Raw genomic sequence first — 12,806 nt, forward strand, 5'->3', positions numbered from 1 at the left:
AAATTTGACACCTTTATTAACTTAGATTATGCATTGGAGATCTTAGTAGAAACCTAATGCATGTCACAGTTTTATTTTTTTATAGTTTGGTTATCCAATTGTGTGAATCTTCTACTTTGCCATATTTGATATCATCAAGTGTCTTAAGAACGCGATTGCTAAAGGCTCTATCGTCTTTTTGTGGCAATTCGTAGTCATTTCCACTGATATGAATCTTAGAAATGTGTGCGATTGTAGCAGCTGTACCTGTTCCGAATGCTTCTTTTAAAGTTTTGCTTCTCAAGGCATCTTCCAGTTCAGCTACACGAAGAAATCTCTCTTCAACTTTAATTCCCATTTCTCTCGCCAAAGCCAAAACACTGTCACGTGTGATACCTTTTAAAATTGTCCCTGTTGAGGTTGGAGCTGTAATCAAGGTATCGTTGATCATGAACATGACGTTCATAGTTCCACTTTCTTCAATATGCTGATGCGATTTTCCATCAGTCCAAAGCAACTGATCATAACCTTCTTTTTGTGCTAGTAGTGCAGGGTAGAGCGAGCCGGCATAATTTCCCGCTGCTTTCGCAAAGCCGGTACCACCTTCTGCTGCTCTAGTATATTTACATTCTACTTTGACAGAAACTGGCTTAGAGTAATAATGACCAACAGGACAAGTGAAGATCATAAATTTATATTTCTCAGAAGGTCTGATTCCGAGGTAGTCATCTGTAGCAAATACAAATGGCCTGATATACAACGAATAACCAGGTCTATTTGGAATCCAAGCACTATCTATTTCCAAAAGCTGGGTAAGACCTTCCATAAAAATGTTTTCTGGAACCTCAGGAATGCACATTCTTTTGGCAGATTCATTTAATCTTTTTTGATTCGCGTCTGCTCTGAACAATAAGGTCTCACCTGCATCATTTTTATAGGCTTTCATGCCTTCAAATACTGACTGACCATAGTGTAAGGTAGCATTTGCTGGATTAAGCTGCAAAGGTGCATAGGGTTCAATCCGGAAATTACCCCATTCTCCATTTTCATAATCAGCTATAAACATGTGATCGCTTATAGTCTGTCCAAACTTCAAATCATCAAAATTAGTTTGTTCTAATTTGGAGGATGATGTTTTGGTAATATCGATGGTTAAGGTTGTATTCATGATTTTTATGATCTTGGTTTCCAAGTAACTTCTTCAACTCCCAATTCTATGGCCATGAGGCGACCAAGTACAAAAAGGTAATCCGAAAGTCTATTTAAATATCTTACAATTATTTCACTGACTGGTTCGATTTCCATCAAATCAATCACACAACGTTCTGTTCTGCGACAAACTGTCCTTGCCAAATGACAAAAAGAAACTGATTGATGCCCACCAGGAAGAATAAAATTTTTCAGGGGAGGTAACTTTTCTTCCATTTGATCGATTTCATTCTCCATTAAAAGCAAGTCCTCTTCATGAATATCAGGTTTTTTGACATTCTCTTTTCCAACTTCAGTAGCCAATGTTGCACCGATAGTGAAAAGTCTATCTTGTACTTCTTTCAAAAAAACAATCCTTGAACTGTTTACTTCCTGATCTCTGATTAATCCGATATAGGAATTAAGTTCGTCTACTGTTCCGTAGGCGTCTATTTTGAGGTGACCTTTTGATACACGCTTTCCGCCCAACAATGAGGTCTGTCCAGTGTCACCAGTTTTGGTATAAATCTTCATTAAAAACCCTTAAATAAGCTTGATTTCGATCAATATAAACCGATTCACAAAAGTAACAATCTATTTGTTAAAAGAGGCTTTTTTACTCTTCTAATTCTACTGTAACAGCTCTTGTAGGATTTGGATTAATTTCGTCGGATTCTACTAGTCCGTCGCGGAGTCTGATCACTCTGTGGGCATAGTGAGCAATATCATCTTCGTGTGTCACCATGATGATGGTATTCCCTTTTTGATGCAATTCATGGAAAAGCTCCATGATGCTATAGGAAGTTTTGGTGTCCAAATTCCCTGTAGGTTCATCAGCTAAAATAATACTTGGATCATTTACCAAAGCTCTTGCTATAGCTACTCTTTGCCTCTGACCACCAGATAGTTCATTTGGTTTGTGGTGAACCCGATCTGCTAAGCCTACATTTTTCAATGCTAAAAAAGCTTTATCCTCACGGTCTGATTTGTTAAAACCTGCATATATCAATGGTAAAGCCACATTTTCAAGGCAAGATGCCCTAGGGAGTAGGTTGAAAGTCTGGAAAACAAAACCTATCTCTTTATTTCTTATCTCAGCTAATTCATTTTCTGACATATCACTCACATCTTTATTATTCAAGATATAAGTTCCTGCAGAAGGTGTGTCTAAACATCCGATAATATTCATTAGAGTAGATTTACCAGAACCTGATGGCCCCATAAATGCGACATACTCGCCCTTATTCACCGAGATAGAAACCGACTTCAAGGCTCTTACCTCCTCGTTTCCCATTTTATATGTTCTTTGAATATCGGAAGTTTCAATTATTTTTTTCATCGTCAATTTATTTTAATGCTTGAATTTAAGTTAAATGCTTAGAAAGGAAAAATTAATTTGATTAACGGTGAAATAAATCAGAGGTTTTCTAACATTAGTTTTTCCATTTCTTCATAAGTCAACCAGCCTGCCATCTCTTCCATGGCTCTAGTTCCATAGTTTGCCAAGCCATTGATTCTGCTTTCTTTCACGAATTCCATCCATAAAATAGGGTCTTTGTTAAATTGGATGGCTTCCTGCAAGATTTCGTAGCGTCTCAAGTTATTATCTTCCTTATTGAGTGTCTGCATGATTAGCGGAGTCAAATAGGAATTTCTGATCATCGAAAGTTCTGGCTTGATGATACGTCTTACTTTGTCTGATTTTATTTCTACTTTGCCTTCAAGCAAAGCGAGTTTTAATTCTTCAAATTCTTCTTTCGTCCAAACAGCATTTTCGCCTGATGTTAAAATATCTTCTAATATTTTATATTCACCTTGCTTGAGGCTATGTGCTTTGTGAATCATAATGAAATAAGCCAATTCAGCTTTGAATTCTGGTTCATTTAGCTCCGAAAGGCGATCCATGATTTTGTTTGTCATGCTTTGATGAAAAGTGCTCAGAATTTGATAAAACTTTACTTGTTGATTTTGAATCAATAGTTCGTTTTCATCCCACTGCATCCAATTTGGAAAATTAATTCCCTGCTTTTCTTTCAGCGCCAAAGCCTCTTCTATTTTTCCACTGAAATATAAGATGGCTAAATGATGGGGCTTGAATTTGTTGTAACCATCTGCGGCTGCTATTTTCAGATCTATACCTGCTTTTTCGAAATCTAGCTGACTAGCCAAAATCTCTGCTGACATCACATGATAAGCCGCAGCATGATTGGGGAAAGAAAAGGTTGATCCTGATAAATATTTTAATGTCTCATCAATTTCATTCCCTTGATGGCTACGAACTACCTTGGTTTCCCAATAATTTCGCTCTTCATAAGGAGTTTGATTCTGCCTGACTAGGCTATCGATTATTACCAAATCGGTTTCAAAATCGAAGGAGGCCTGATTGGTCCATTGATTTCTCAGAAGCGAAGATTTAATAACAAACTGTTCAGGAAGATCTATCGTGCTAAGTGTAAAATCAGCAAAATTTCCAAGTTTGTTGGCTAATGCAAGTTGATTGATTTTTGTAATTGTGTCATCTCCAAAACTCATCCCTGAAGGAACTGCAAGATTATGTTTAATCGAAAGAGCAATAGTGTTTGAAATATTGACTTTATCTGATGCTGTTGCTTTGCTCAAAGCATCAAGCGCTTCCTCAGGCCTATTGATTTTAGAATAGAGTAAAGCTAAATTGTTCAGCAATTTAGAGTTGTTTGGATAGTAATCTAGTCCTTTTTCTAAGTAGAATATTGCTTCAAGAATTTTATCAGATCGATGAAGTCTTGAGCTTATCAGGATAATGTTCGGGACATTTGGAGCATAATCAAAACTCTCTTCCAAATGTCTCAATGCCGCATTTGCCTGATTTTCTTCAAGGTAAAGATGGGCAACTGTATTTTTAGCTCGGTCATTTTTGAAATACTCCATCCAAGAGTTTTCATATAGAATGCGTGCATTTCTATAGTTTCCTATTTGGTAATTATAATCTGCGTAGAGGTTAGCTGATGCAGCAGTAAGCTGAGTTGCTATTACGCCATTAGCGAAGATGATCAAAATGACCACAAGCATCGTGGCGCCAATTCGCATGTGAAAATAAGCGAAATGCTGAGGCTTAAATATTACTTTTTCTAAAGCTCCTCCCGTATTCAGGATACTAGAAAAATTAGTCAAGAGATAGGCAAAGAATAACAAAGTCAATGCAATTTGACCATAAAGAAAGGTGTGATTAAAAAACTCAATTAATGGCTCATTGAATGTGTAGATTGCTTTTCCCCAAGTCCAAGCTGCGAAAGCAAAGCCAATCAAATAGAATGATTTACCAATAAGTGGGATATCAAAAACTTGCTCCGTTTGCTTGATTTTATAGTCTATTACATAATAACCTAAAATTCCTGCTACCAAAAATAAAATGGATGGTGGTAGAGTAGGAAATGGAAGATTCACCTCTCCCATGATGGACAATAGCGTGAAAAGCACCAAAAAGAAGTACAAAATCGAAATGATAGTAATGTGCCAGCTGATTTTTAGTTTGACACCTTGATTGAGTTTGATTAGAAAAATACTGCTGCTTGACACAACAGCATGTCCAGTATGAAACATGAAAAAAACAGCCAAAAATGCAACAGGAAGTGTGATGTTTTCTGATAAAAGTAATTTGGCACTATCGACTTTAGAGATGAAAATAAGCAAGATTAAAGTAAAAATAAAGCAAGATGCAATTACTAAAAACCTTTTCCCTAAACTCCAATTTGATTGGAAAAAATGAATGATTACAATTGGGAACAAAGTTCCAATGAGTAAAATAATCAAGGGGTAATTTGTTGATAGACCTCCAATATTCAGTCCGTTGATGCCTGTGAAAGTGAAAAAGAAAATAGCTGCAGCAGTACCGCCAATGAAATACATCTTTTTCAATGTGCTCAATAAGGTCAATCCAAAACTGAGCAAAATGACAATCAGTGCGCCATACAAAACGCTAAAATTAGAATCTAAAACAGGAGGGAGGGATTCGAAATTTTGAAAAAGTAGAAAATTACCTATTTCTATATTGATCAATTCGGTTCCTAATTTGAAATAATGCAAGGGAACAGGAATTTCTTCTGCAAATACACCTGGCAACAGAGGCATAGTGGCGTCTTGCCAAAAAAGTAAGCTAAGCAAGAGGAAAAGCCCTCCCAATGATGCTAAGAAGATGGGAAGGCCTTTGAATAAAATTTGTTCTAGTTTTCTCAATGAGTTTACCGACATTATTCCATCACCTTTGGAACTCTAAAATAGTCAGAATCACGCTGCGGAGCATTTTTAAGACCACTTTCGTGTGAAAGGTGCTCTCCAACTTTGTCTTCCCTCAGGACATTCACTTCTGAAGACATAGTGGTAATCGGCTCTACTCCATCTGTTTCCAATTCATTGAGCTGCTCCACCCAATCGAGAATTTGTGTCATGTCCTGAGTCATTTTCTCAGCACTTTTTTCGTCAAACTCAAGTCTTGCGAGATGAGCGATTTTTTTTAGAGAGTTGATATCAATTTTCATATTTTTTTAAGCTTAAGCTTCTATTTCGTTGTCTTTAAATAATTGATTTTGGATGGTTTGATATGCTTGCTCTTTGACATCTAAGATGTCTTTTGCTGCTAATCCATCAGTCAAAATTGGTTGATGAAACACGATCTTTCCTGACTGGAAGTTCAAGAGAAGATTTTTTTCATCGGGTAAAATTAAATGATTATAAGATAAAGTTACAGGAATTACAGGGATTTGTTTATCAATTGCTAAACTAAACGCTCCATCTTTGAATCTGTTAAGAAAGGGAGGGTTAGATGATGTAATTCCACCTTCTGGGAAAATCACAATACTACTTCCTTTATCAATTGCATGTTTTGCTCTAAGTAATACTTCCCCACGACTTCTTGGGCTTTCCCTATTCACAGCGATGTGAAGTTTCTTAAAATAGTATCCAAATAGCGGAATTTTTCCAAGCGATGCTTTGCCAACAAAAACCACATCTCCAGGCATAAACCCCATCATAGCAATATCTATATAGGAAAAATGGTTGGCAACGAATATATATGAATTTCCTTTTTCGACTAGTTGAGAACCCTTAATATGAATAGGTTTGAAAATTAAGATAAAATAAAATTTAGCCCAAAATCGGTTGATTTTTCTGCCGTATTTTTCAAATCCAGGAATCCAAATACAGACGAGTAGCAAAGGGAAAAGTAGCAAGAAGCTGAAGCAAAATGCCAAAAATGCATAGATCGTATAAATTCTTCTCAACAATCGCATCTTATTTATTGACCATATGATTTGCAACTTGTACAAAATATCGCATCATAGCTTCCTTGGTATTTTGATCTATTTCTATTTTTCCCATAGCCGCAAACATACAATTAAGCCATGAATTTCTTAAATCACCGTCAATTTCCCATTGAAAGTGCCTTTTGCGAAGCATGGGATGGCCACGCTGCTCAGAATATATTTGAGGCCCTCCAAATACTTGCTGTAAGAACAAAAACAGTCTTTCTTCAGCAGGTTGAAGTTCCTCAGGATAGAGGGCAAGCAAGGCTGGATTTGCAGCTACACCTTGATAAAAATAATGCACCAAGGTTTTAATTTTCTCTTCGCCTAGAGCTTGATAGATTGTTTGAAACTCATGCATAACTCAATCTACAAATTGGTTTTTATAAAAAAAGACTGCCTGAAAGACAGTCTTTTATATGGATATATTGTTGTGTTTACTTCTTGATTACTGAGAAATCAAAATCTTCCAAAAACTTGGTGGTAAATTCACCTGCTTTGAATTTAGGATCATTTAGAAGCGCAATGTGGAAAGGAATAGTTGTTTTAATTCCATCAATCACAAATTCCTCTAGGGCCCTTTTCATTCTCACGATGACTTCCTCTCTTGATTGTCCGCTTACAATAAGTTTAGCAATCATAGAGTCATAGTTAGGAGGGATCACATAGCCTGCATAAACATGACTATCAATTCTCACGCCTCTACCACCTGGGAGATGAAGATTTACGATTTTACCTGGACTTGGTCTGAATCCATTGGCAGGATCTTCGGCATTGATTCTACATTCCATAGCATAAAGCTTAGGGTAGTAGTTTTTGCCAGAGATTTTTTCACCAGCAGCAACCTTAATTTGTTCTTTGATCAAGTCAAAATCGGTAACTTCTTCAGTGATTGGATGCTCTACCTGAATACGAGTATTCATTTCCATAAAATAGAAATTTCTGTTTTTGTCAACCAAAAACTCAATCGTACCAGCACCCTCGTATCCAATGGCCTCAGCTCCTTTGATCGCAGCTTTACCCATAGCATCTCGCAATTCATCGGTAATGAATGGCGAAGGAGTCTCCTCAACCAATTTCTGATGTCTTCTTTGGATAGAACAATCTCTTTCAGATAAATGACATGCTCTTCCGCTGCTATCACCAATCACTTGGATTTCGATATGTCGAGGTTCTTCTACAAATTTCTCTAAATAAAGACCGTCATTCCCGAAAGCAGCACCTGATTCTTGTCTTGCATCATCCCATGCCTTTTTGAATTCGCTTTCTTGTTTGACAATTCGCATTCCACGACCACCGCCACCTGCTGTTGCTTTCAGGATAACTGGATAACCCATTTCTTGAGCGATTTTAATTCCTTCTTCTATGGATTCCAATAAACCCTCAGAACCTGGAATAGTAGGAACGCCAGCCTCTTTCATGGTTGCCTTAGCCGTAGCTTTATCTCCCATTCTATTGATCATATCAGGGCTGGCACCAATAAATTTTATATTGTATTCCTCGCAAATTCTAGAGAACTCGGCATTTTCAGAAAGAAAACCATATCCCGGGTGTATAGCATCTGCATTGGTAATCTCTGCAGCGGCGATGATTCTAGGTATATTGAGGTAAGAATCTCTACTTGGTGCAGGGCCAATACAAACTGCCTCGTCAGCAAATCTGACGTGCAAGCTGTCTTTGTCTGCTGTAGAATAAACTGCTACTGTTTTGATCCCCATTTCTTTACAGGTACGGATGATACGAAGTGCAATTTCTCCTCTGTTTGCTATTAATATTTTTTTAAACACATTAAATCAGTTTTGTGAAACAAATGAGATTATCCTGCTGGATCTACCAAAAATAATGGTTGGTCATATTCTACTGGTGTAGCATTGTCCACCAACACTTTGACGATTTTCCCAGAAATTTCAGATTCAATTTCATTGAAAAGTTTCATCGCTTCAATGATGCAAACTGTTTGTCCTGCTTTTACATCATCGCCAACGTTGACAAAGTTATCAGATTCAGGGTTTGGAGATCTATAAAATGTTCCAATCATTGGAGATTTGATTTCTAAATACTTAGAAGTATCGTCTTTCGCAGCTGGAGCTGATGCTGGTACTACCGCAGGAGCTGCTACGGGAGCAGGAGCTGCTGCTGCTGGAGCAGGAGCTGAAGGAGTCGAAGAAACTACCTGTACCTCGCTGTTTTTCTTGATAGAAAGTTCGAACTCTCCCGTCTTGATTTTGACTTCAGCTAGGCCTGAGTTGGAAATAAAATCTATTAAATCTTGAATTTCTTTTGCTTTCATAAGTTATTTAGTTTGTGCTGAACCAATATTATTGGTTCATTTATTTATTGGGTTAAAAACAATACAGCCATGTAATTTAGCGAAATCACAAAGCTTTATGAAATTATTTTACTCTTTCTGAATATGAACCGTCTCTAGTGTCTACTTTGATCATGATGTCTTGTTCTACAAAAAGAGGTACCATCACTGTTGCTCCAGTTTCTACTGTGGCAGGTTTCAATGCATTGGTAGCTGTGTCACCTTTGATTCCAGGTTCTGTGTAGGTGATCATTAATTCTACGAAAGGAGGGAGCTCAACAGTAAGCGGAGTTTCTGTTTCTGCATGAATTAAAACATCAACTATTTGACCTTCTTTCATCAAATTTGCTCTTTCGATCAGTTTTTCATCGATACGGATTTGTTCAAAGGTATCATTGTCCATGAAATGGAGTCCCATATCGTCTGAATAAAGGTATTGATGAGGTCTTTTTTCTACTCTAGCAGTAGTTACTTTCTCACCAGCGTTGAAAGTTTTGTCCAATACTTTTCCATTCGTCAAACTTTTCATTTTGGTTCTGACAAATGCAGCACCTTTTCCTGGTTTCACGTGCTGAAAATCTGTAATGGTAAAGATGTCATGATTGAATTCAAGACATAATCCATTTTTAAAATCTGCGGTACTTGCCATTATTGATTAACTTATTGGTTTCTATTGTTATTTTGGGTCATATCCCCACTTGAGGTAGATGGAACCCCATGTGAATCCTCCGCCAAAAGCGGCCAAGATGATATTATCACCCTTTTTGAGTTGGGATTCATAATCCCAAAGACATAATGGAAGTGTACCAGCCGTGGTGTTTCCAAATCTTTCTATGTTCATCATCACTTTATCAGGACCTACACCCATTCTGTTTGCCGTGGCATCGATGATTCTCTTATTCGCTTGATGAGGTACTAGCCAGGCAACATCTTCCGAAGTTAAGCCATTTCTTTCCATAATTTGCGCACTGACTTCTGCCATGTTGGTTACAGCAAACTTAAAAACAGTTGCTCCTTCTTGAAAAGCAAAATGTTCTCTAGCATTTACAGTATCTACAGTTGCAGGTTTTCTGCTTCCTCCAGCTTTCATGTGAAGATATGGAGCCCCAGAACCGTCTGCATGCAGCAAACTATCCATCACGCCCACGTCCTCTGTAGTAGGTTCTAACAAAACAGCTCCACCGCCATCTCCAAAAATGATACAGGTGGATCTATCAGTGTAATCGACGATTGAGGACATTTTATCTGCGCCAACGATGATTACTTTTTTGTGCATGCCTGTTTCGATAAATTGACTTCCCATTGTCAAGGCATACAAGAAGCCAGAACAGGCAGCTGAAATATCAAAACTGAAACTTTTCTTAGCACCCACATTATCTGCAATGATATTTGCAGTGGCAGGAAAAGGCATGTCAGGCGTGACTGTGGCACATATAATCAAATCTATATCTTCAGGATTTGTATTGGTCTTTTTTAGTAACCCTTTGACAGCTTCGGTTCCGATTACTGAAGTCCCTTGATTTTCGCCCTTCAGAATACGTCTTTCTTTGATTCCTGTACGGCTAATTATCCATTCGTCATTGGTATCCACCATGGTTTCCAACTCTTGATTGGTTAGGATATATTCTGGTACCCAACCATGAACTCCTGAGATTACTGCTCTTGTTTTTTTCATTAAGTGTTTTGTTTAGACAGGAGATCGATTAGGTATTGAAATCAAGCTGCTGACTTTTAGGGATTTGAATTGAAATATGAGTTTATTCAAAACTTTCCCATTTAGATTAAGGCATCAAAAATATTTAAAATGTGCTGTACCACCAAAGTTTTTTGATTTTAGAATTTGGCAAGAAGGTAATATTTATCTTGAAATCAGATGTGGACTACCTCTAAAAAATGAAAAAATCCATTCCGATTGCTCGAAATGGATTTAATATAAAAGGCCTTTTATTATTAATTTTTAATTATGCGAGAACTTCCTTCTCCATGATTACTTGTCCTTTGTAGTATAATTTACCATCTAGCCAAAAAGCTCTGTGTGGTAAATGAAACTCACCAGTGGTAGGACACTGTGCTAATGCAGGAGCAGTTAACTTGTAATGAGTTCTTCTCTTGTCTCTTCTGGTTTTCGAAATTTTCCGTTTAGGATGCGCCATCTCTATGTAATTTTAGATTAATCTTTTTTCTTTAATTTTTTTAATATTTCCCATCTGGGATCTGTTTTTTCTTCTGAATCATTTGAATCCTCTCTATCTTCTGAAAGATTGTCATCAAATTCTTCATCTGAAATATATACCAACTCACCTTCACCTTCAAAATCCTCTTCATCCATTTCTTCTAAGAAATCTGGGTGAATTTTTTTTGCTGGAATAGCAAGTAAAATAAATTCATATATCAATTGTGCTACATTGATATTAGGGGTATCTCTAGTAATCATAAATACATCTTCGGTGACTTCCATCTCCTCTAATCCATATTTATAGATTACCTTTTCACTTGTGTAGAGCGGAAAGTTAAACGTTTCCAAGCTTCTGTCGCAAGTCAAAGTAACATCTCCTTCGATCTCAAATGTAGCTTCAATTAAGGAAGTAAGCTTGTTAATGTGGATTATCGCTTGGAGCTTTCCTCCATGCAAAAATGCCTCAGCTTCGAAATTTTCGAAAAACTCTCTGTCAACTGGGAAAGTAAAATCATGTTTACCTTCCTTGAGTTTGATGACGTCGATATTATAGTTCTTCAAGAATTTCATTTGACCTCCCCTTATTTCAAGACCGCAAATTTAGACATTCCTATTAGAAAAATAAAATTTGGCGATGAATTATTTTAAAGCAATTTTGATTTGTGTTCTTTTCTACTCGAAATCAAGTTGTTTATTCTTTCAAAAGGCAGATAATTAAATAAAATCCTAATCTTCTTCTTCCTCCCAATGCCCTTTATTCTTGATAATATCGTAGGCTTGAAGGATAGCTGCACGCATAGAACCCTCGTCTGCCATGTTTTTTCCAGCAATATTATAAGCAGTACCATGGTCAGGAGAAGTTCTAATTATGGGAAGACCTGCTGTAAAATTCACACCTGTTTCAAAAGCCAAGCTTTTGAACGGAATCAAACCTTGGTCATGGTACATAGCCAATACGCCATCAAATTTCTTTTGATGCAACATACCAAAGAATCCATCAGCAGGGTAAGGGCCAAATACTAAATGACCTTTATCTTTGAAATCTTTGATTACAGGCTGAATGACATTAATCTCTTCATCACCTAGCAAACCATCTTCACCTGCGTGTGGATTGAGACCCAACACGGCAATTCGAGGTTTGGTGATGCCAAAATCATCTGTTAAAGATTTGATCATCAGATTCAATTTTGTTTTGATGCTTTCTGCATTTACCTTTTTGGCAACATCTTTTAAAGGGATATGTCCTGTCACTATTCCAACTCGGATATCTTCAGCAACCAAAAACATTAAACTATCTGTTGCTCCAAAAGCTTCAGTGAGATATTCAGTATGGCCTACAAATTTCAGTTCTTCGGAGTTGATGTTGTTTTTGTTCAATGGTGCTGTCACCAATGCCTCGATTTTATTGTTTTTTAGATCTTGAATAGCATGATTCAAAGCAGCTAAAGCAAGTTTACCTGCTTCTTGGGTTTCTACACCGGGAAGAACTTCAGGACTTTCATCCACCACGTTGATTAAATTGATCTTTTTGTGGTGCACTTCATCGATAGATTTGATCTGCATGAAATTGAAATCTTCCATCTCCAACTGCTTTCTGTAAAAAGTAATAGCCTTGCCATGGGCATATATTACAGGAGTGATCAATTTCTGAATTCTATTATCAAGAAGTGCTTTCATGGTCACTTCCGCACCGATTCCGTTGATATCTCCAATACTGATTCCTATGACTGGTTTATTTTTTCTTTGATTCATCAATTCGAGGCTAACCTTATTTATTAATTCCTACATTCGACTTGTACTCCAAAGGTTTTGCTTTCAAATAAGTTTAGACCTTTGTGATTATTGTCTTATTTTTGACCTGCAATTTATATAAAATTAT

General features: G+C 37.0%; 14 protein-coding genes. All 14 read right to left on the bottom strand.

Annotation, left to right across the window (positions count from 1 at the left end; translation table 11 throughout):
• Positions 1–79 precede the first annotated feature (79 nt).
• Complete coding sequence (locus IEV57_RS07870; protein ID WP_188441402.1) at positions 80–1,147, bottom strand: branched-chain amino acid aminotransferase; 1,068 nt, start codon at positions 1,145–1,147, stop codon at positions 80–82.
• 5 nt (positions 1,148–1,152) lie between these two features.
• Complete coding sequence (locus tag IEV57_RS07875; protein WP_188441404.1) at positions 1,153–1,701, bottom strand: cob(I)yrinic acid a,c-diamide adenosyltransferase; 549 nt, start codon at positions 1,699–1,701, stop codon at positions 1,153–1,155.
• 82 nt (positions 1,702–1,783) lie between these two features.
• Positions 1,784–2,506, bottom strand: a complete 723-nt coding sequence (locus IEV57_RS07880) for an ABC transporter ATP-binding protein (protein ID WP_262916537.1) — start codon at positions 2,504–2,506, stop codon at positions 1,784–1,786.
• Positions 2,507–2,583: 77 nt separating this feature from the next.
• On the bottom strand, positions 2,584–5,394 hold the full coding sequence (locus IEV57_RS07885; protein WP_188441406.1) for a tetratricopeptide repeat protein: 2,811 nt from the start codon (positions 5,392–5,394) through the stop codon (positions 2,584–2,586).
• The gene (gene gatC, locus IEV57_RS07890; protein ID WP_188441408.1) at positions 5,394–5,681 is read right to left on the bottom strand and encodes an Asp-tRNA(Asn)/Glu-tRNA(Gln) amidotransferase subunit GatC; all 288 of its coding nucleotides are present in this window, start codon (positions 5,679–5,681) and stop codon (positions 5,394–5,396) included. The genes IEV57_RS07885 and gatC overlap by 1 nt, the downstream gene beginning before the upstream one ends.
• A gap of 12 nt (positions 5,682–5,693) precedes the next feature.
• Complete coding sequence (locus tag IEV57_RS07895; RefSeq protein WP_188441410.1) at positions 5,694–6,431, bottom strand: lysophospholipid acyltransferase family protein; 738 nt, start codon at positions 6,429–6,431, stop codon at positions 5,694–5,696.
• A gap of 1 nt (position 6,432) precedes the next feature.
• Complete coding sequence (locus tag IEV57_RS07900) at positions 6,433–6,804, bottom strand: globin domain-containing protein (protein WP_188441412.1); 372 nt, start codon at positions 6,802–6,804, stop codon at positions 6,433–6,435.
• Between the two features lie 76 nt (positions 6,805–6,880).
• Positions 6,881–8,230 carry an acetyl-CoA carboxylase biotin carboxylase subunit gene (gene accC / locus IEV57_RS07905; protein ID WP_188441414.1) on the bottom strand — a complete coding sequence of 450 codons (1,350 nt, stop codon included), beginning with the start codon at positions 8,228–8,230 and terminating at the stop codon, positions 6,881–6,883.
• Between the two features lie 29 nt (positions 8,231–8,259).
• A complete protein-coding gene (gene accB, locus IEV57_RS07910) occupies positions 8,260–8,733 on the bottom strand; it encodes an acetyl-CoA carboxylase biotin carboxyl carrier protein (protein ID WP_188441417.1) in 474 nt (157 codons plus the stop codon).
• A gap of 103 nt (positions 8,734–8,836) precedes the next feature.
• Positions 8,837–9,400 carry an elongation factor P gene (gene efp, locus IEV57_RS07915; protein ID WP_188441419.1) on the bottom strand — a complete coding sequence of 188 codons (564 nt, stop codon included), beginning with the start codon at positions 9,398–9,400 and terminating at the stop codon, positions 8,837–8,839.
• Positions 9,401–9,427: 27 nt separating this feature from the next.
• Entirely contained in the window at positions 9,428–10,426 is a 999-nt protein-coding gene (locus IEV57_RS07920; RefSeq protein ID WP_188441421.1) for a beta-ketoacyl-ACP synthase III, read from the bottom strand.
• 286 nt (positions 10,427–10,712) lie between these two features.
• The gene (gene rpmF / locus IEV57_RS07925; RefSeq protein ID WP_188441423.1) at positions 10,713–10,904 is read right to left on the bottom strand and encodes a 50S ribosomal protein L32; all 192 of its coding nucleotides are present in this window, start codon (positions 10,902–10,904) and stop codon (positions 10,713–10,715) included.
• A 17-nt stretch (positions 10,905–10,921) separates the two neighbouring features.
• The gene (locus IEV57_RS07930; protein WP_188441425.1) at positions 10,922–11,497 is read right to left on the bottom strand and encodes a YceD family protein; all 576 of its coding nucleotides are present in this window, start codon (positions 11,495–11,497) and stop codon (positions 10,922–10,924) included.
• Positions 11,498–11,653: 156 nt separating this feature from the next.
• Positions 11,654–12,679, bottom strand: a complete 1,026-nt coding sequence (pdxA, locus tag IEV57_RS07935) for a 4-hydroxythreonine-4-phosphate dehydrogenase PdxA (RefSeq protein ID WP_188441427.1) — start codon at positions 12,677–12,679, stop codon at positions 11,654–11,656.
• Between the last annotated feature and the right edge of the window lie 127 nt (positions 12,680–12,806).

The sequence above is a fragment of the Belliella aquatica genome, from assembly GCF_014637795.1.
Taxonomy (GTDB): domain Bacteria; phylum Bacteroidota; class Bacteroidia; order Cytophagales; family Cyclobacteriaceae; genus Belliella; species Belliella aquatica.